Origin of the sequence: Rhizobium sp. NLR8a, from assembly GCF_019685235.1 — a bacterium.
Lineage (GTDB): Bacteria > Pseudomonadota > Alphaproteobacteria > Rhizobiales > Rhizobiaceae > Rhizobium.
The window spans coordinates 108,384-127,087 of sequence record NZ_JABDWI010000011.1 but is presented as its reverse complement, the minus strand read 5'-3'; the positions used below and the strand labels follow the sequence as shown (position 1 = coordinate 127,087).

Here is an 18,704-nt window from a genome sequence, read left to right as displayed (position 1 = left end):
TATTGTTTGGGTAATCGATAACCCATGGCGAGACCCGTGACCGCTTCACTCAACGACATAGCCGCCCGCGCAGGCGTTTCGGTCAAGACCGTGTCAGGCGCCCTGCATGGCGGCTCGGCGCGTATGTCGGACGAAACGCGCCAGCGGATCAAGGAGATCGCCGAGGAACTCGGCTATGTCACCAACTTCGCCGCGCGCAGCATGCGGCAGGGCTGGATGCCACTCGTTGGGCTCGTTGCCGATGATCTGATCACGTCACCCTTCGCGACTGAGATCATCAGGGGGCTCGACGGCGCCGTGCGCGCTTCCGACATGGCCGTCTTCGCCATGACGCTCAGCGGCCACCGCAGCGTGGGATCGATCCTCGATGAGATGCGGCGCTTTCGCCCGCGGGCGATTGCCTATGCCGCCATGTATCACAAGAGCGTCGACCTGCCGCCCGAATTTGCCGACACGGTCGGGGTCATGATCAACTGCCGCGACGCCAACGACCGGGTGACGTCGCTGGTGCCGGATGAAACGGGAGCGGCGGCCGAGATTACGGCCCATCTCATCGAGGCGGGCCGTCGCAATATCGCCTTCATCAATCTGCCGGGGATTCTCGCCGGGGAACTGCGCGAACTCGGTTTTCGCCAGGCGCTCGATCACGCCGGCATCGGTGGGGCAGGGGCCATCGTGTTGCCCGCCGTCAGCAAGGCCATCTACAGCGACCGGGCACACAGCCTTGTTCCTCAGCATGTGCATGATCTCATGACGGGTCCGCGACGTCCCGATGCCATCCTGTGCGGCAATGATCGCGTGGCGATGGAGGTCTATGCCGCCCTGCGCCGTTCGGGCGCGACCATTCCCGATGATGTCGCCGTCGCGAGCTTCGACAATCAGGTCGAGATCGCCTCGCGTCTCGATCCGCCGCTGACCACCATGGCGCTTCCCCACCGCGCCATGGGCCGGCAGGCCGCGCACATCCTGCTTGCCGAACACCGGCCCCCGGCCGGGGTGCAGAAACTGCCGTTCCAGTTGGTGGAGCGGGCATCCGTGTAAATTGAGGAAGGCCCATTCAATTGAGGAGGATTTCTAATGGGTAAACGTTTACTTCAGTCCCTGATCCTGTCGTCGGCACTGGCCGCCACATGGGCTGTCGCAGCCGAGAAGACGGCGATCCAGGTCATGCATCAGGGCGATCCCGGTTTTGTCGCCGCCTATGGCAAGGTGGCCGAGCGCTTCGAGGCCGCCAATCCCGATGTCGATGTCCAGTTCATCTATGCGCCGCACGATGCCTATAACGAGAAGTTCAGCGCGGCCGTCATGGCCAAACAGCTGCCCGACATCATGGAACTCGATGCGCCGTTCCTCGCCAATTATGTCTGGTCGGGTTATCTGCAGCCGATCAAGCCGCTGATCGACAAGGACGTCCTCGACGACATGACGGAGTCCAACATCGCTCAGGGCACATATCCGATCGACAAGGATCTCTATGCGATCGGCCTGACGGACTCTTCCGTCGTTCTTTACGGCAACAAGAAATATCTCGAAGCGATCGGCGCCCGCATCCCGAAATCCGTCGACGATGCCTGGACGCGGGAGGAGTTCGAAACCTATCTCGAGAAGCTCTCGAAGCTCGATGGCGTGAAATGGCCGATTGACACCTTCCGCGGCTACGGCATCAAGACCGAATGGATAACCTATGCCTACGGCCCCATCCTGCAATCGGCCGGCTGCGATCTGATCGACCGCAAAGTCTGGAAATCCGAGGGCACGCTCGACAGCGACGCCTGCGTCGATGCACTCGCGATGATGCAGAAATGGGTTAAGAACGGCTGGGTCGTGCCACAGTCGGCCGGCACCAACCAGTTCTACGCCGAAGGCAATCCGGCGGCCCTGGCGCTCGGCGGACATTGGGTCTATGCGGAGGCGGTAGCCGCCATGAAGGACAACCTCGTCGTCCTGCCGCTTCCGAAGTTCGGCGCAAAGAGCGTAAGCCCCAATGGCACCTGGATCTGGGCGATCACCAAGACATCGAAACATCCCGATATCGCGGCTAAGTTCATCAGCTTCCTGCTGAAGGACAAGGAATACCGGGCCTATGTCGCAAGCCAATCCGGCTACCCCGGATTGAAGAGCTTCGCTGCCGAGTCTCCGCTCTATGCCGATGGCGGTCCGATGGCGATCGCCTTCGAACAGGCATCGAAGACCGCCGTCGCACGTCCGCCGCATCCAGCCTATCCCACAATCACGTCGGCCTTCATGCAAGCCGTCGACGAGGTGTTCAATGGCGGCGATCCCAAGGAGGCGCTCACAACAGCCGCCAAGAAGATCGACCAGGACATCGAGGACAATGACGGATACCCGCCGTTCGGTGACGAGCAATAATCGCCCTCGCCGACCAATCGGAGCCTTGCGATGTGTCCGTGTGACATCGCAAGGCGGAACCGACATCACGCCTGGAGAGGAGGAGCTGTATGGCCATGCAACAATCGACATCGTCGCGATCCGCTCGAATAACGCTCCGGCGTGACAAGGGACGGCTGATGCAGGAAGCGGCCATGCTCGCGCCGGCCGTGATTCTGTTGACCGTCTTTCTGATCGTGCCGTTCCTCCTGTCTTTCTGGACGGCGATGACCAACCAGCCTCTCGTGCCCCGGCCGACGCCCGTCCGCTTCGTCTGGTTCAACAATTTCATCCGCATCTTCCAGGACGATCTCTTCTGGACGGCTCTCTGGAACGTCTCGCGCTTCACCTTTTGGATCATTCCGGTGCAATGCGGCCTGGCTTTTGCAACGGCCCTGCTGCTCCATCAGAAGCTGCCGTTCCGCAATCTGCTGCGCGGCATGTTCTTCCTGCCGGCGATCACGTCGATGGTCGTAGTCTGCGTCATCTGGGGAACCCTATTCCAATATCCCACGGGACCGTTCAACCAGATCCTCGGCTTTCTCTCCGGGGGCGCGATCCAGCCGATCGATTGGCTCGGCGATCCCGAATGGGCGATGTTCTCGCTCGTTCTGCTCTCGGCCTGGCAGGCCTATGGTTTCCAGATGATCGTCTACCTTGCCGGGCTTCAGGGAATCCCGGACGAACTCTACGATGCCGCAAAGATCGACGGCGCCAACGCCTTCCGACGCTTCTGGCATGTCACCATGCCCGGCCTGCGGCCCACCCATGTCTTCGTCCTCGTGATCACCACCATCCAGGCGTTCAAGCTCTATACCCAAGTCGCCATCCTCACGCAGGGCGGGCCGAAGAGCAGCACCGAAACGGTGGTGCATTACATGGTCCGCGCCGGCTTTGAGGAGCAGAAGATGGGCTATGCCTCCGCCGTCTCGGTCATCCTGTTCGTCATCGTTCTCATCATCGCGCTGATCCAGCGCCAGCTCCTGAGGCGCTTCGATGTCTGATATCGCTCTCTCGATCCCGCAGGCCCGCGCTGCGCGGCCTCGCTCCGTCGCAAGGGTTTTGCGCACCATCCAGACGGTCTCTATCTTCATTATCGCCCTGGTAATCGTCTCTCCATTGCTGCTCCTGGTCGTGGCGAGCCTCAAGGACGATCGGTTCCAGATCCTGGCCGACATGGGCAGCTTCCGGGCCTTCTGGGTTTCGAACCCGACGCTCTCCAACTATGCGGAGGTCGGCCACCTCTCGGGCGAACTCGCCTTCGGCCGTTACCTCATCAACTCGCTGATCATCCTGGTCACCACGGTCTGCTCCGGCCTGATCGTCAATTCGATGGCCGGTTTCGTCCTGGCCTGGGGATCGCTCCGCGGCCGAGCGGTGATCCTGGCGGTGGTGATCGCGCTCTATGTGATCCCGCAGGAAAGCATCATCATGCCCCTCGTGATCATGGTATCCAGGGCGGGAATGTCCGACACCTTCGCGGTGCAGATCGTGCCTTGGGTCGCGAGCCCGCTCTACATCTTCCTGTTCTACCAGTTCTTTACGCAACTGCCGAAGGAATTGCTGGAAGCCGCCGAGATGGACGGCGCCTCCTTTTTCCGGGCCTACCGCTCGATTTTCCTGCCGCTCAGCCTGCCGGCGCTTGCCACCGTATCGATCCTGATGGGCATCGAGACCTGGAATCAGTATCTCTGGCCAATCCTCGTGACGCAGACGGATTATGCCCGGCCGATCGCCGTCGCCATCGCGACCTTTTTCGGGCAGGACAGCATCTACTGGGATCGCGCGATGGCCGCCTCCGTTTTGATGATGATCCCGATCCTGGGGCTCTACCTCGTTTTCCAGCGCTGGTTCGTGAGTTCCTTTATCGGCTCTGCCGTGAAAGGTTGAATTGATGACAAGACAAGTGATGTCTCCGTCCGATGAAGGCGGGCTGGAGACGATCAGCGCCGTCCTGCCGGCGGGGAGCACGATCCATGCCTGGATAAAGGCCTCGCATGGTGGCGCGCCGGGAAGGCTGAGCGCACATGTCGACGGCGATCCGGCCGGTGCTGTCGAAACGTCAAATCCCCATGAATTCGAGTTTCGGCCGCTGACGCTGGAAAGCGGCGGAGAAACTGCCTTCTCCTACGACCCTGTCACAACCGAAGTCTCGGTTCTCTATGCCTTCCGTCAGTCCCGCGTTCTCGATGAGGGCGTAAGGCTGCTGCATGTCAGGCCTGCCAATGCCGCGCCCGAGGCTGCCGGCGGCTATCATTTCCGCCCGCCTTTCGGCTGGATGAACGATCCCAATGGGTTTGGAAGGTTCGGCGGCAGGGTGCACCTGTTCTATCAGCACTATCCTCACAGTCTTCGGTGGAACAATATGCATTGGGGGCATGCGGTCTCGGAGGATTACCTTCACTGGACGCATCTTCCAATCTTTCTTCCGCCTTCGGACGAGCTCACCGCGCGGGCCGATGGGCGCGGCGGCGCATTTTCCGGCTCGGCGATTCCCGTCGATGGCGCCGGCATTCGCATCTTTTTCACCGAGCATCTGAAGGACCGGCAGCCGGAGGAGCAGGTTCAGTTCACGGCCACCAGCCGCGATCTTGTCAACGTTGAACCGGCAAGCCTGATCCTGCCGGCGCGCCCCGCCGGGCTCGGCCTGACGACCGACTTCCGCGATCCCTATGTCTTCATGGGTCCGGACGATAAATGGAAGATGCTGCTCGGCACGCGGGACCGCGAGGGCGGCGTCATCCTGCTTTACGAAACGGACGATCCGGCTGCGGCAACGGGATGGACCTTCCTCGGCATTCTCCATCGCGAAAACCGCTTCGGGATGACGGCGGCGGAGTGCCCCTGCCTGGTGCCTCTCGACGGTCCCGCGAACGACCCGTCAACGCGCTGGGCCCTGATTTTCGGTCTTCTCACAAGCCGCGACCCGGCAACGGGCCGGCGCAATATGACGATTGCGACCGTCGGCCATTTCGATGGCCGCAGCTTCTCCGTGGAATTCGAACAGGAACTGGATTTCGGCACTGACGCCTATGCCTTCCAGGCCTTCGTCGATGATAGCGGTCCGGTCGGCATCGCATGGCTCGCGAACTGGACCGATGTCTCCAAAGACATCGATATGGCGACGGCGATGACGCTGCCGCGCCGGTTGGCATTGCGTGGCGGAGCGCTGATCACGCCGCCGGTTGCCGGCGTGGAAAGCCTGCGGCAACGCCGGTTGGATGCCGATGGACTTCTGGACGGCCGGCCCGTCGGTCTTACCAACGGTGCCGTCGAAATCCTGCTCACCCTCAAGGAGCCGGGCAAGGCGTTGCGCCTCACGTTCGAACATCCGGAGGCCGCGGTCGAGGTCCTGTTGAACGACGATGGACTGAGCATTCCCTTTTCGGTGGCGAATGCCAAGGTGTCGCCACGCTATATCGCCGCCGGCGCGCGCCCGTCGACCATCCGGATATTCCTCGATGCAGGTTCGATCGAGGTCTTCGCCGACGATGGCCGCTGGACCGGAACCAAGCGGCTGCCCGGCTTCAGCGGGGTAAGCTCGGTGCGTCTCATCGCGCCCCAAGGGAATCTGCTTACCGCCGAAATCTGGCAACTCAGTCTTTGATCTGCGAGGCAGCCCCGGGAAAAGCACGGCCGCCGAGGCGGCGGCCGTTGCGAATGGACACCGCGGTCGAGCGGCTCAGGCTGCCTTGCCTTTGCCCTTGACGTTGGCCGAGGACTCGGCGAGCTGCGTGAGCTTCTTGTCAGTCGCCTCTTCTTCGGCAAGCGTAGCCTGCAGCAGTGGCACTGCATCCTTGAGGCCGAGCTGCTTTGCCCAGGCGATCAGCGTGCCGTAGCGGGCGATTTCATAATGCTCGACGGCCTGTGCGGACGAAATCAGACCAGCATCGAGGGCGACCGTGCCCTTAAATTCGTCCATGATCTCCTCGGCTTCGGCGATGATGCCCTGAATGGCCTCGCAGGTCTTGCCGCGTGCCGGTTTGCCGACCATCTCGAAAACCTGTTCGAGGCGCTCGACCTGCGCCTGGGTCTCGTCGCGATGCTGCAGAAAACCGGCCTTGCCCTCTTCCGATTGCGCGGCGCGGGCCATCTTCGGCAGGGCCTTCAGGATCTGCTTTTCGGCGTAATAGATGTCCTTGAGAGTATCGAGAAACAGATCGTTCAGAGTCTTCTCGGTTGCCATTTAATCCTCCTGTGGCGTGTCGTGACGACAATCAACTCTCGCATCGGTCGGATGTTCCGATCGGAAATATGACGCCCCCTTGGGCGGGGGCGTCATCTCTGTCCGGCCAAGGAAGAGACCGCCCGATCGAGAGTACCGGGACGGCGATCACCGAACGATTGCGGGAGGCCGTTGTTCCCGTCCTCGAGCCGGCGAGCAGTCGCCGGCCAAGCCGGGACTTTTGTCCGGTATCGTACGGCAACGAATAGGGAGCCAGCGACTTTCCTTCTCATCCCAGGAGAGAAAAATGGCTTCCTCGTCTTCAGTACGCCCCGCATCGCATTGCAAAGAAAAATCCGCGATCGAGCGGGAGATCGTCGAGCTGACACCAGCATTGCGCGCCTTTGCCCGAAGGTTCCTGCGCAGCGATGATGACATCGACGACCTTGTTCAGGAAACCCTGCTGAAGGCGCTGAACTCGCTTCACCTCTACCAGCCCGGCACCTCGCTCAAATCCTGGCTTTTCACCATTCTGCGAAACACCTTTTGCACCAATTATCGCCGGAAGAAGCGCGAGCCGGCCGGAATGGACGCGGCGATGGAACAGGTGGCGATCGCCCCGACCCAGGAGTGGGTACTGCGGGAACATGAATTGCAGCGGGCGTTGACGCGTCTTTCCGACGACAGGCGCCGGGCTCTGACATTGGTGGCTGCCGGAACGAGCTATGAAGACGCCGCCAAAATGTGCGGGTGCCGGATCGGCACGTTGAAAAGCCGGGTGAGCCGCGCCCGCGAGTGCCTGATTGCGATGCTCGGAAACCATCTCGTCGATTGAGCGGCTTGCGCCGGTCCGCTTCGCCTTGAGCGGAACAAACGGTCATGGTCCTGGTTCCAAACCTAATCGATAGGATCGGCAGATCGAATCGATATGGGCCAACCGCCGGGCCAGGCTGAAGAGTCATGAACGCGCGAAGCCACGCCATCTTTCCCAGAGTTAATCGCGCCGGATGGCTCGATACGCTCCGCGTATTGACGGCGGTCGTGGCCCCAACGGTTGCCAAGGGCATCATCATTCGCCGCCCGGCAATGGAGCGTCTGGCGGAGCGGCAAGGCTTCGACAGAACCACCGTGGAACAGATGCAGCGGCTGAGAAACAAATACGGGCCGGCTCCTCTTCTGCTGCCCATCCCATTGCGACCACAGCTGCTGATCCTCGATCCGGCCGATGTCGCCACGGTGCTTCAATCCTCGCCCGAACCGTTTGCCGCGGCGACGGCGGAAAAGCATGCCGCCCTTGTTCACTTCGAGCCGAAAAACGTCCTCATCTCATCGGACTCTCGGCGCGCCGAGCTTCGGCCTGCCCATGAGCACGCTTTGGCAGCGGCAGACCGGCTGCATCCATATGCGATGCATTTCAAAAATATCGTCGACGAAGAATTCCTGCAGGTCCTGAACTTACCCCGTGAGCTCGATTGGCCGGCCTTTTCGCAGGCCTGGTTCCGGATCGTCCGGCGAATTGTCCTCGGCGAACGAGCGCGCAACGACGTCACATTGACCGAGACCTTGAACGAACTTCGAGGCCGGGCGAACTGGGCATTTGCCGCCCCAGTCGATCAGCGCAAGCTTGCTCGGTTTCACGATCAGGTCGGCCGCTATCTTCGAGAGCCGGAGAAGTACAGTCTTGTCAATCGGTTTCCCAGAGGCGATGAGCTTGCTCCGGAAAACCAGGTGGCCCAATGGCTGTTCGCCTTTGATGCAGCCGGAATTGGCGTTTTGAGGACGCTCGCCTTGCTGGCCTGCCATGTGAGCTACTGGGGCAAAGCCGTGGAAGAGGCCATGAGCGGCGATCTCGATCGCCCCTTCACGCGCAGTTGTCTGCTGGAAGCCTTGCGCCTCTGGCCGACGACCCCCGCCATCCTCAGGCAACTGACCAGGGATCTCAAGTCAGGCGACAAGGTCATCGCTCGCGGCACTGGCGTCATCATCTTCGTCCCCTTTTTCCATCGAGACCCCGCGCTCCTCTATGCCAATCGGATGGAACCGAGCATCTGGGGACAGAACGATGCGTTGCCGGCCGCAGGGCTCGTGCCTTTCAGCGCCGGTCCTGTCATATGCCCGGCACATAATCTCGTGCCGACGATTGCAAGCCTTGCCGTGGGCACATTCTTGTCGGCCGCCGAGATTGTGCTGCTGCATCCCTCTTTAGACGTCGCCAATCTTCCCGGCACTCTCAATCACTATGGCATCCGGCTGAAGCTGATTGCGCGGCGCAGGGAGAAATAGATGCTGCCTCAATGTCCTCGGCACATTTCAGTTCGCGCCGGTTCACAGCCTTTGCATGACCCCGTAAACGAGGATCAAGACGTAGAGCAGAAAGGCGATAGCGACCAAGGTCGCGATCACGGCAATGACCAGCCACAGGCTTTTCAGCGCATCCCGCTGCCCTTCGTCGCTCGGCCGGTCCAAGCGGATCGGGTTGTCTTTCGGCCACTTCGTCAAGGATTGGCTTCCGTTGAAGATTGCGTGGGCTGACCGCTTATGCTGATCGAGTTCCACGAGAGCGTAGCGCCGAACACGATCACGAGCCCGACCAAGAGAATGGCTCCCAAATAGATCATGAAAGCGCGACGGTCCGATTCCTGGCTCATCTTCTCTCCTTCGGTCCTCGAACCAAGGGAAACCCGGAATGTTCCAGATCAAGAAATCGAGAGGGGTCACCAGCGGAGCAGGCGGGGTCCGGTGACGGCGCCGACAGCGCCGATGAGCAGGATGCCGAGCGTATACCAGATCAACACGAAAGGCATGCCGTTTTCGGTGCAGAACCAGGAATAGACCCAGGCTCCGGCTGCTCCCGCGGCAATGCCGGCGACGAAGCCGGTCAGCCGCAGATCGACAGGCGCCGCGCGGCGCAGTGCCCAGACCGTGCCGGCATAGACCGGGATCGCAAAGCCTGCGATGAGCAGCGGGCAATGCAGCGCCGAGGACCCGACGATCAGCAATCGATAGTTCTCGCTCGGTGCCATCAGGAGCTGGGTGGCCGCGACGGCCGTCATGGCAGCGAAAATCACGGCAAGCAGACCGAAAAAGCGACCTTCCGAACCGTCGGGGCGGGAAAGCCGAAAAACGGCTGCAAAGGCGGCCGCCGCAATCAGCGCGTTATAGGCCGACTTGATCCAGAAGACCGGCAGCCTCAATACGTCGGGCATATCGACCCGGGGGCCGAGAATGATCAGCATCAGCAGCAGGGAAAATGCGAGGGCGGGCGCTATGCCGAGCGCAAAGCGGCGCCCTAGCGCGTTGCGCGGCACCGGCTCCAGGTCGCTTGCCAATCGTTCGATGATATCGTCCGTCTTTGTCACGATGTGCCTCGCAATCTCTCTCCGAGCGCCTTGAGCGCCCGATGGATGCTGACTTTCACCGCCGATTCGGACTGGCCGGTGCGGTTTGCGGCGTCGGCGACCGAGCCGCCCTCGAGCTTCACCTGGCGGATCAGTTCCTGCTGTCTCGGCGGCAAGCCGTCGAGCAACCGCTCGACATCCATGCGGGCAGTCAGCCTATCCTCGCTGAAGTCGCTTTCGATCTCGTCATCAAGCTCGGTCTCCGCCAGCCTGCGTCCGCCGCGGCCGCGATGATGGTCGATCAGCTTGTAGCGGGCGATCGAGAAAAACCAGGCAGTAAAAGGTCTCGTCCGGTCATAGGTGGATCGCCGGGAATGCAGTGCCAGCAACGTCTCCTGGACCAGATCTTCCATGTCCGCCCTCGTTGCCGCAGCCATCCTGCGGCTGTAATAGCCGACAAGCAGCACGCGCAAAACCGTCAACAAACGCCGATAGGCAGCCTCGTCCCCGTCGAGGGACAGAAGCATCAATGCTTTCAGGGCTTCTTCCGAATGGGCGGTCGTCATGCTGTCAAAGAGCTCATTCGTAAAAGCAGACAATCGGTTACAGTTAAAACCAAGGATTTTTGCAATACAGCTCTATAGCACATGCACGTGAAGCTGTAACGCATTGAGACGCGCAGCTGAAAGCATCGTGCGAGTGGGTCGAGCCGATCCCCATTGGGCGGTCGCGGGGCGAATTTCCGGGGTCGTGGAGAAGAACGGTGTACCGGATTTGGCTGGCGCTGTTTCAACCAGCGTGCGATGACCCTACAAAAGTCTGTCGCTTCGATTTTCTGAGAGGTCCAATCAACCGCTCATATTCCTCCTCCGCCCTGCCGTAGGCGTCGGCGGCAAATTCCTCCAAGCCAACGCGATCTCTGACAATGACCAGGCCGCGGACCGAGCGGATGAAATGGTTGCCCTCGAGCAGATGGAGCGCCGTGGTGACGCTCGGCCGTCTGACTGCCAGCATCAGAGCGATGAACTCATGGGTGAGCGCGAGCTTGTCGCCGTCAATGCGGTCGTGGCACATCAAGATCCAGCGAGCCAGCCGCTCATCGATCCCGTGGATCGCATTAGAAAGCGCTGTGAACCCGGCCTGGGTCGCAAGGATGTGCGTGCTCTTGTGCAGCAGGCTGGTAAACACCGGCTGCGTTTTCATCAGATCCACAAGCTTGTCCTGCCGCAGCCGATAGGCAAAACCCGGCACCTGGACGGCGACCTCGGTGACGCTGATTCCTCCGTCTATCGCTGCCGCCGTGGGTGCAAACCCGTCACGGCCGAACAATCCGGCCTCGACGCGGTTTCCCTCCGGCGAAACATTGATGATCGAACCTACGCCCGAGCACGGGAAATAAGCATAGTCGATCGTTGCGCCTGCTTTAGCCATGAGAAAGCCGCGAGGGGTGTCGCAGGGTTCCAGATCAGCAACGACAGCTGAAAGCTCCTCCTGAGGCAAGAGGGCGAATAACCGGTTTTCCCTGGTCGGTGTCGTTGCTGCCAATGCTCGCCCTCCGGAAGTGTGGGTTGGGCGCAGTCTGATGGTTTCAGGTGCGAAATACTGACTCGCTAGGCGGCTCTCCCACACAACTCACCAGCCCGCTCTTGGTTCCGGATTTGCGCGGAATCGACGAAAGGAATGTTGCCGGACTTGCCGGCCGGCCTCGATCTCCGGATTGTTGTCAATCCGCTTCAACTTCCCCTGGTTCCCGCGCGTATGCAGCTCAAATCTGTCCTCGTTTCGGGAACCGACTCTCGGTCCGGTCGTACGGGCGCAATCGCCTGCTTCAACCGAATAAACACGGAGAACAATGATGCGGCTGATGCTCAACCTTTCCCTTCTCTTCCTGGCCGCGACGCCTGCCTTTGCTGCCGATGAAGCCTGATAGCGAAGTGACGGACATGACCCCTCGAACAGCATCGGGCCTGCGGCCGGCGCCGTTCACTTCCCGCGAGATCGGCGCCGCCCGCAGGCTCAATGCCTTGCTGCGCTTCCTTCCCAGCTATCATACCGATAGGCGCTGGAACGCCAAAATCGTGCAGACCTCAATTCGCGTCGCGCAACTGCTGGCTCCAGACAGGCTGCTGCGCCGCAGGCACGTTGTCACCCGCATTGTCACAGCCGATGGCAGACGGATCGGCTTGAGGTTGATGCTTCCGAACGGAGCCCCGCGCGGCCTCTATGTCCATTTCCACGGCGGCGCCTGGGTGATGGGCAACGCCCGCTTTGACGACGGCATCACCTGCCCGATCGCAAGAGACTGTCGGATAGTAGCGGCCGGCGTCGATTTTCACAATGCCGCCGACGACCGGCTGGACCTCGCTCTTCTGGACAGCAAAGCGTCGATCGAATGGCTGGCCGACCATCTTGCCGAGTTTGCGGTCGAGCGGATGATCCTCGGCGGCGAGTCCTCGGGTGCACATCTCGCCGCGGAAGCACTTCTTCATCTTCGAGCGCGCAGTAAGGCGGAGGCCGTTGCCGGCTTCGTTTCCATGTGCGGCGCATTCGATCTCGGCGGGTCGCAAAGCCTGCGCCGCTCCACCGGCAGAAGCCTGGTGATCGACGGGCCATCGGCGTTGCGCAATCTGCAGCGACTGACGCCAAGCCTTTCCGGGCGTGAGGCGAAGGGTCCGTTGTTTGCCGATCTCTCTGGCCTGCCCCCCGCCCTGCTGGTCGCCGGAGCGCTCGATCCGGTCCTCGACGACAGCATCTCGATGCATGAGCGATGGCAGAGCCAAAGCGGCAATTCCGACTGCGTCATCTTCCCCGAGGCCCCGCACGGCTTCAACCGATTGCCGACTAGGCTGGCGGCCCGAGCGAACAGGTTTGTCAGAGCCTGGATTTCGCAGAGGCTTGATCGCCCTGGCGCGAATAGTGGCTGATCCTGCGCAGACCTTCGATTCTGTACGCTATTGCACAATGTATTGCTCAATGATTCGAGATGGTTAGGTTCGCCCGCAGCAAGGGTCGGAATAACACCGATGCGCGGACGGACATGGATGACCAACAATTGATTTTTCGGAATGAACTTTTGCGCGTCATGGGCCCGCAGGAGCAGCAACTCCTGCTGCCGCATCTGGAGCCCGTCGACCTTGAGGTGCCCACGATCCTCGAAATGGAGAATAGCCCGGTCAGCGACGTCTATATTCTCGAATCAGGGCTCGCCTCGATCGTGGCGAGATTTCCAGGCGGGCGCGACATCGAAGTGGGCATCGTCGGCCGCGAGGGCATGACGGGTGCGGCTGTCATTCTCGGCGGCAATCAATCCGCTAACCGGACGTTCATGCAAGTTTCCGGCCATGGCTTCAAATTGCCGGCATCGACCCTTTCCGCGGCGATGGAGGAAAGCCGTCCCTTACGCAGCCTCCTTCTCGCCTATGTCCAGGCGCTGCTCGCGCAGACGACGTCGACGGTGCTCGCCAACGGCCATGCCAAGCTCGAGGAGCGGCTGGCGCGCTGGCTGCTGATGGTCCATGACAGGACCGACGGCGCGACCATCTGGCTGACGCATGAGTTTCTGGCGGTGATGCTGGGCGTGCGCCGCGCCGGCGTTACGGTCGCGCTGCACCTGCTGGAAGGCAAAGGGCTGATCCGGTCCACCCGACGGCAGATCGTCATCCTCAACCGGCGGGGATTGATCGAAGAGGCGCACGGATCTTACGGCGCTGCCGAAGAAGAATATCGGCGGCTGATCGGCAAGGATCTCGCCCGCTGAAAAGCATGCCGCCGCGTGAGCGCCTCAGGACCGCTCCCTCCGCTCCTTCTCGGAGGCATGCCAGGCTCTGTCGATACTGCCTTCCTCCGCCTTGTGAAAGAATTGCGAGCAGACGAGCCAGCCTTTCAGCGGCCTCAGAATGAGAATGCAGGCGATGACGCTGAGGGGCAGGCTGACGATGAGATGCACCCAGATCGCCGGCTCGAACGTGAATTGGAACCAGAGGGCAAAGGCGAGCGCCGGAACGGCGACGATCGACATCGCGAAGAAGGCCGGCCCATCCGCCGGATCGGCGAATGAATAATCCAGGCCGCAGACTTCGCAGCCTCGGGCGAGCGTAAGATATCCGGAAAACAGATGACCCCGCTGGCACCGCGGGCAGCGTCCCAAAAGTCCCGTGAGGGCAGGGTTCGTCGTTACCTGATAATTGGTGGGAACTTCATTTTCCATACCCCTCAAACCGCGCCCGAAGGAGCAGGTTCCGCAGCCGACGGTGTTTTCGGCGGACCGGCGGTGGATCAGCCTGATCCTGGCGTGATGCTCTGGTCGTCCTTCTCGGACAGCGCGCCGGCGCCGGGCGTTTTGCTTTCGTCTATGAGATGATCTTTGGCGTGAGGACCGGCGGGCGGGCTTTTCCTCGCATCGGCGGTTTCCTTTTTCGGTTCCTTCGACGTCGGTTCGCGCTTTTTCACCGTCATTCATGAGCTGCTCCTCGTCAGATTGAGATGACCGAGCGGCCGTTTCGATCTCCGCCCCCCGTGATCGCAGCAGTTCGGGAGAGCCCCTTTTTTACCGAGGCCAGACGGCCGACCGACAGCAGCTTGACCTCGTCAGTCAAACCGTGGCGATAAAGGCGAATGAGCAGAGCGGCGACCTCCTGCATTTCAGGCGAACGCACGGCTTTGCCCGCCTCGCGGCAGATCACATCCAAAACGATTTGCAGACGCTGAAGATCGGCTGAATCGAGCGCTTTCAAATGGATGGACTGAGAATCGAGCATGACCCTGGTCCTTAAGCTTTTCACCGTGCGTTTTTGAATAATGGGACTCTATTGCAGCCGAAACAACTCCTCGTCCTCCATTGTACGGAAGCGAACATCCACCGCATCGCGCGCCCGAAGGGACGCGAGGCGCTTTAGTGATAATAGGACGAGTCCCCTCCGAACAGAGCGGCGATCATCGCGTCCACGTCGGAAGGACGCCCACTGACAACAAAGCCGCCCGGCGGTGTTTCGGATCGCTCGTCATAGGCAAAGATGAAAGGAATCCGCCGTGTCTCCAACCAATCATTTATCCAGAGCATGGCTTCGTCGGAAATCGTCACATCGATGATCACCGCATCGAACAGGAGGCCCTCGCTCAAGCATTCCATGGCGCTGGAGATGACAACGGGGCCGGCGAGCACCGCCTGGCGCGCGATCAACGCCTTTCTTGCACCGTCCGAAAGGAAGCCGGCTTCACCAATGATAAGGATCGTCTTGCCGGCGACCGGACTGAGCGACTTCATGGCGGACGCCTACTGTAATCCAGGTTTTAGGGTGATCATGCTGTTCAATGGCGGTTAGAAACATAGGCGGGTCCGCGCCTGTATCGTGCCTACCATATTCGAGCCTGTCATGCGACGTTCATTTTGCCCTGACCGCCGAACCCTTGCCGGGCCGCCTTGTTCCCCGGCGGTTGGGATCGGGGCGCCGGCCGTGCGATCCGTACGTTTTCGCACCAGCTGTTGAAATCGATGACCCTAAGTTTAGGATCGTCGCATATAAGGGGAGGAACGCGGATGATGCAGCACGCGGGAATCACGAAGCCGCCGTTACAGCCCGACGACGTGGCAATGCTGACCGCGGTCCTTGAAGACTGGTGCCAGGAAAAATCATGCGGGATCGCCAGCCCGGCAGCCGAACATATTGCCAGAGAACTCGTATCCTGGTTCGAATGCGGCATTCGAGACAAGCATAGGCTCGCAGGCCTGATGCGGCATGTGTATCTGGATCCAGAGGACCTGCTCGTCACCCCGGATGCACCGGCCTGCGCACATGTGCGCGAGAATGCCGGGCGGGCCGATGGGCACGATGGATAGAACCCGGCAAAGTGCTCCTGTCGCGGCAGGTCATTCCGAACTCGGTTTTGTCGATCGGCAGATCGCTCTGCGACAGATCGTTGCCGATCTTAGAAACCTGCGCGATGGAGTGCCGGACAACTTCGGTCGAGCTCCGGCTCTCGACCGTCTGCTTCGCATGATCGACGCTTCGGTCATATCGATTGCTGAAGCGGATGACGAGGAATGGGAGATCATTCTTATGGAGCTCCTCGATCTTCGCGCGACGATGACGCGTCTTGCCACTGGCGGCGCCGAAACGTCCCACTGATTTCGACAGCAGCATTTGAAACGAGGATATTGCGCCGTTTTAAAGGGCGCCCTGGTTCTTTTCCACGGAACCTTAAGACAGGCTATGGCATTGATTCTGCAACGATCGGGCGGCTGATGCCAAGATTTTATTTTAATGTCGTTTCAGACACCGGCACGGTCGTTGATCCCGATGGTTCGGAACTGGCCACCATTGAAGACGCCAGGCGCGAAGCCGTTCAGGATGCAAGAGCCCTCATGAGTCAGGCAATTCTTTCGGGAAAAGACATTTCAGCGAGAAAGATTTACATCTGCGACGAACAGGGGAGCCTGCTTCTGATCGTGCCTTTTGCCGATACGATCAGGAGTGCCGATTAGTGGGGCGCCGGATCGGCAGACCGATCAAACGTTGATATTCGCGCTCCGGAACGCCGTAGCAGCCGGCTGCGATTTCTTCCAGCCGGTCCCTGTCGAGGATCCTGACATTGGCGCGCGTCGACCTGATCGCTCGAAGACCTTCGATGACGTGCAATTCGTTGGTGACGCCTGCGCGGCGCACCCCGAGCATGATGGCCAGCAGTTCATGCGTCAGCGGCAGGTCGCTGCCATTCAGCCGGTCGTGGCACATCAGCAGCCAGCGGGCGAGCCGCTCGTGCATGTTGTAGCGCCCGTTCGCAAGCGCTGACTGGGCCAGCTGAATGTCGCAGCAATGCATGTATTTGAGGAACAGTTCGTTGGCGACCGGAAATTCCGCCAGCACCTGCTTGAAGCTTTTCACCGACACCTGCACGCCGGAGCCGGCGACCTGAACGAAGGTGCGGTTGGGTGTCGTATCCGTTCTCAGCAGGACATGGAGGCCGGACATGCCGTCATGTCCGATGTGACCGACCTCAACGGCTTCGTCATCGCCATTGGCGGCCACCATTGAGGCAAGACCTCGTTCGATGAAACAGACATACTCGTTCGGCTGATCGGCTTCGACCAGAACATCTCTGGCCGGAAGTTCGATCAGACTGCCATCGCCGGTGAGCTTTTGGAATGCCTCGGCCGGCAGGGCCTTCAACAGCAGATTCCGAATATCGCTTTGGTCCGGTACGCGCATGCGCTTCTCCTGGCGGGAGACAGCCCGTGCTCATACCGACGCCTCTTTGGCGGTAATGAGAGCTATATGGGTCACGCGCGCAATGATGACCATCTTCATATAAGTTTTGTACGGTTCTGACAAACGCCGAGCCATAGTCCCAGGCGCACCGCTTCTGGGATAATTTCCTGCCCGACACGGAACGCTCTCAAACCTCCCTCGGCAGCCTGATCACGAACCCCGTGCCGGGCTCCCGGTTTTCGATGTGAAGCTCGGCCCTCAGTTGCTGCACCAACGCCCGCACGATCTTCATTCCGAGGCTTTTTCCGCCGTTCTCGCCGGACAGCACTTCCGGCGGCAGTCCTCGTCCGTCGTCGGCGATCTCCAGGCGGATCTCGTCGGCAATGCTCCGGGCGCTGACCGTGACGGCGCCTGCTACCTCGGCATAAGCGTGTTTGAAAGCATTGGTCACCAGTTCGTTGACGAGGAGGGCGATCTGGATCGCACGGTCGGCATCGATCATGCATGGATCGGCGACGACCGACACCGTGTGGCCGGAGGTCGATTGCTGCAGGCGTTGGCAAAGGCTGGACAGGAAATCGGCCAGATCCACCGTTTCAATATCAGGCTGGCGCCACAATTGGTCGTGCACCTGGGCAATGGTTCCGACTCGCGCTTCAGCATCCCGAAGCGCCTGTCCGACCTCCTCCTGTTTGGTCGAACGGGCCTGCATGGCGAGCATGGCCGCAACCAGAGCCAGGCTGTTCTTGACGCGATGGCTCATCTCCCGCAGCATGATCTGCTGATGCTCGTCGGCGAAATGCCGCTCGGTATCGTCCCGGAGCACTTTGAGAAAACCGGCGCGCTGGGCGCGCAGCGGCATGGTCAAGCCGCTGCCCCAGAATGTCGAGCCGTCCTTACGCAAGTGAAACCGCTCGTTCTCGGCGCGACCGCGCTCGGCCGCCGCCTCCATCTCGCGCTCCAGCGCGCCCTCTTCGCGGTCCTCGGGAACGAACAGGATGCGGGCGTGGCGACCGAGGATCTCGCTCTCCTCGTAGCCGAAGATGCGGCAGGCGCCGGTGTTCCAGCTGATGATCCGCCCATCGCGGCCGAAGGCGAAGATCGCATAGTCGATCGCGCTTTTGAGAATAAGCTGGAGGCGCTCTTCGCTGGCGCGCCGAGCTTCGTCCTCATGCAGCATCTGCGTTCGGTCGCGGACGATTTTCAGAAGGCCATAGGTCTCACCGGTATCGTTGCGAAGCGGCATCATCAGTCCCGAAGCCCAGAACGAACTGCCGTCCTTTCTCACATGCCAGCGATTGTCGTCGGCGCGGCCGGTGGTCAAGGCAAGCCTGATCTCCTTAAGCATTGCCCCGGCAAGCTGATCTTCGAACGTAAAGATCACGGCACCGCTCTGTCCGATGATTTCGGATCCCGAATAGCCGAAGATTTTTTCGGCACCCGCGCTCCACGTCATGACAGTGCCATTGCGATCCATTGCAAAAATTGCATAATCCCGGGCGCTCTCAACGATGTGCCGATAGATTTCAGTCTCGTTGCTCGGGAGGGGATATTGATCCATGCCAGCGCGCGCCCCGCTATTGCCGTCGACTACATTAGCACTTGCTA

The 18,704-nt window shown here is 60.7% G+C and carries 24 protein-coding genes; 12 read left to right on the top strand and 12 right to left on the bottom strand.

Annotation, left to right across the window (positions count from 1 at the left end):
* The first annotated feature begins 36 nt into the window (after positions 1-36).
* The 5 genes from HJC04_RS21740 to HJC04_RS21720 all read left to right on the top strand — a co-directional run bounded on the left by HJC04_RS21740 (position 37) and on the right by HJC04_RS21720 (position 5,995).
* Positions 37-1,041 carry a LacI family DNA-binding transcriptional regulator gene (locus HJC04_RS21740; RefSeq protein ID WP_221147069.1) on the top strand — a complete coding sequence of 335 codons (1,005 nt, stop codon included), beginning with the start codon at positions 37-39 and terminating at the stop codon, positions 1,039-1,041.
* A 36-nt stretch (positions 1,042-1,077) separates the two neighbouring features.
* Positions 1,078-2,370, top strand: coding sequence for a sugar ABC transporter substrate-binding protein (locus HJC04_RS21735; RefSeq protein WP_221147067.1), 1,293 nt, complete (start codon positions 1,078-1,080; stop codon positions 2,368-2,370).
* An 89-nt stretch (positions 2,371-2,459) separates the two neighbouring features.
* Positions 2,460-3,392, top strand: coding sequence for a carbohydrate ABC transporter permease (locus HJC04_RS21730; protein ID WP_221147066.1), 933 nt, complete (start codon positions 2,460-2,462; stop codon positions 3,390-3,392).
* Positions 3,385-4,278 carry a carbohydrate ABC transporter permease gene (locus HJC04_RS21725; protein WP_210632053.1) on the top strand — a complete coding sequence of 298 codons (894 nt, stop codon included), beginning with the start codon at positions 3,385-3,387 and terminating at the stop codon, positions 4,276-4,278. Before HJC04_RS21730 ends, HJC04_RS21725 begins: the two co-directional genes overlap by 8 nt.
* Positions 4,279-4,282: 4 nt before the next feature.
* Positions 4,283-5,995, top strand: coding sequence for a glycoside hydrolase family 32 protein (locus HJC04_RS21720; protein ID WP_221147065.1), 1,713 nt, complete (start codon positions 4,283-4,285; stop codon positions 5,993-5,995).
* A gap of 75 nt (positions 5,996-6,070) precedes the next feature.
* On the opposite strand, the gene HJC04_RS21715 is transcribed toward HJC04_RS21720, so the two are convergent.
* Complete coding sequence (locus HJC04_RS21715; protein WP_097601680.1) at positions 6,071-6,574, bottom strand: ferritin-like domain-containing protein; 504 nt, start codon at positions 6,572-6,574, stop codon at positions 6,071-6,073.
* 286 nt (positions 6,575-6,860) lie between these two features.
* Between HJC04_RS21715 and HJC04_RS21710 the strand changes: the two genes are divergently transcribed.
* Both HJC04_RS21710 and HJC04_RS21705 read left to right on the top strand, forming a co-directional pair.
* A complete protein-coding gene (locus HJC04_RS21710; RefSeq protein ID WP_183704965.1) occupies positions 6,861-7,388 on the top strand; it encodes a sigma-70 family RNA polymerase sigma factor in 528 nt (175 codons plus the stop codon).
* A 125-nt stretch (positions 7,389-7,513) separates the two neighbouring features.
* A complete protein-coding gene (locus HJC04_RS21705; protein ID WP_221147063.1) occupies positions 7,514-8,836 on the top strand; it encodes a cytochrome P450 in 1,323 nt (440 codons plus the stop codon).
* A gap of 42 nt (positions 8,837-8,878) precedes the next feature.
* On the opposite strand, the gene HJC04_RS21700 is transcribed toward HJC04_RS21705, so the two are convergent.
* From HJC04_RS21700 to HJC04_RS21680, 5 genes are all read right to left on the bottom strand, one after another.
* Entirely contained in the window at positions 8,879-9,052 is a 174-nt protein-coding gene (locus tag HJC04_RS21700; RefSeq protein WP_221147062.1) for a hypothetical protein, read from the bottom strand.
* Entirely contained in the window at positions 9,049-9,201 is a 153-nt protein-coding gene (locus HJC04_RS21695) for a hypothetical protein (RefSeq protein ID WP_210632049.1), read from the bottom strand. Before HJC04_RS21695 ends, HJC04_RS21700 begins: the two co-directional genes overlap by 4 nt.
* Before the next feature lie 66 nt (positions 9,202-9,267).
* The gene (locus HJC04_RS21690; protein WP_210632048.1) at positions 9,268-9,912 is read right to left on the bottom strand and encodes an NrsF family protein; all 645 of its coding nucleotides are present in this window, start codon (positions 9,910-9,912) and stop codon (positions 9,268-9,270) included.
* Positions 9,909-10,457 carry a sigma-70 family RNA polymerase sigma factor gene (locus HJC04_RS21685; RefSeq protein WP_210632047.1) on the bottom strand — a complete coding sequence of 183 codons (549 nt, stop codon included), beginning with the start codon at positions 10,455-10,457 and terminating at the stop codon, positions 9,909-9,911. The genes HJC04_RS21690 and HJC04_RS21685 overlap by 4 nt, the downstream gene beginning before the upstream one ends.
* A 223-nt stretch (positions 10,458-10,680) precedes the next feature.
* Complete coding sequence (locus HJC04_RS21680) at positions 10,681-11,436, bottom strand: Crp/Fnr family transcriptional regulator (protein ID WP_210632184.1); 756 nt, start codon at positions 11,434-11,436, stop codon at positions 10,681-10,683.
* Positions 11,437-11,834: 398 nt separating this feature from the next.
* Between HJC04_RS21680 and HJC04_RS21675 the strand changes: the two genes are divergently transcribed.
* Together HJC04_RS21675 and HJC04_RS21670 are read left to right on the top strand one after the other, a co-directional pair.
* The gene (locus HJC04_RS21675) at positions 11,835-12,815 is read left to right on the top strand and encodes an alpha/beta hydrolase (protein WP_221147060.1); all 981 of its coding nucleotides are present in this window, start codon (positions 11,835-11,837) and stop codon (positions 12,813-12,815) included.
* Between the two features lie 113 nt (positions 12,816-12,928).
* Entirely contained in the window at positions 12,929-13,648 is a 720-nt protein-coding gene (locus HJC04_RS21670; RefSeq protein WP_221139250.1) for a Crp/Fnr family transcriptional regulator, read from the top strand.
* Between the two features lie 24 nt (positions 13,649-13,672).
* Here the strand turns inward: HJC04_RS21670 and HJC04_RS21665 are convergent, their stop codons facing one another.
* The 4 genes from HJC04_RS21665 to HJC04_RS21650 form a co-directional block, all read right to left on the bottom strand.
* Entirely contained in the window at positions 13,673-14,098 is a 426-nt protein-coding gene (locus tag HJC04_RS21665; RefSeq protein ID WP_221147059.1) for a DUF983 domain-containing protein, read from the bottom strand.
* Positions 14,099-14,166: 68 nt separating this feature from the next.
* On the bottom strand, positions 14,167-14,346 hold the full coding sequence (locus HJC04_RS21660; RefSeq protein WP_221147058.1) for a hypothetical protein: 180 nt from the start codon (positions 14,344-14,346) through the stop codon (positions 14,167-14,169).
* A 17-nt stretch (positions 14,347-14,363) separates the two neighbouring features.
* Positions 14,364-14,648 carry a hypothetical protein gene (locus tag HJC04_RS21655; RefSeq protein ID WP_183704944.1) on the bottom strand — a complete coding sequence of 95 codons (285 nt, stop codon included), beginning with the start codon at positions 14,646-14,648 and terminating at the stop codon, positions 14,364-14,366.
* A gap of 134 nt (positions 14,649-14,782) precedes the next feature.
* A complete protein-coding gene (locus HJC04_RS21650) occupies positions 14,783-15,154 on the bottom strand; it encodes a hypothetical protein (RefSeq protein WP_210632043.1) in 372 nt (123 codons plus the stop codon).
* A gap of 273 nt (positions 15,155-15,427) precedes the next feature.
* Between HJC04_RS21650 and HJC04_RS21645 the strand changes: the two genes are divergently transcribed.
* The 3 genes from HJC04_RS21645 to HJC04_RS21635 are packed head-to-tail and all read left to right on the top strand — an operon-like array spanning position 15,428 to position 16,372.
* A complete protein-coding gene (locus HJC04_RS21645) occupies positions 15,428-15,727 on the top strand; it encodes a hypothetical protein (protein WP_097601689.1) in 300 nt (99 codons plus the stop codon).
* On the top strand, positions 15,720-16,016 hold the full coding sequence (locus HJC04_RS21640; protein ID WP_221147057.1) for a hypothetical protein: 297 nt from the start codon (positions 15,720-15,722) through the stop codon (positions 16,014-16,016). The genes HJC04_RS21645 and HJC04_RS21640 overlap by 8 nt, the downstream gene beginning before the upstream one ends.
* A gap of 29 nt (positions 16,017-16,045) precedes the next feature.
* Positions 16,046-16,372: a DUF6894 family protein gene (locus tag HJC04_RS21635; RefSeq protein WP_311044470.1), complete on the top strand. Its 327-nt coding sequence runs from the start codon at positions 16,046-16,048 to the stop codon at positions 16,370-16,372.
* Here HJC04_RS21635 and HJC04_RS21630 read toward each other — a convergent pair.
* Together HJC04_RS21630 and HJC04_RS21625 are read right to left on the bottom strand one after the other, a co-directional pair.
* Positions 16,356-17,096: a Crp/Fnr family transcriptional regulator gene (locus HJC04_RS21630; protein ID WP_221147056.1), complete on the bottom strand. Its 741-nt coding sequence runs from the start codon at positions 17,094-17,096 to the stop codon at positions 16,356-16,358. The genes HJC04_RS21635 and HJC04_RS21630 overlap by 17 nt on opposite strands.
* Before the next feature lie 187 nt (positions 17,097-17,283).
* On the bottom strand, positions 17,284-18,657 hold the full coding sequence (locus HJC04_RS21625; protein WP_221147055.1) for a sensor histidine kinase: 1,374 nt from the start codon (positions 18,655-18,657) through the stop codon (positions 17,284-17,286).
* Positions 18,658-18,704: the final 47 nt, after the last annotated feature.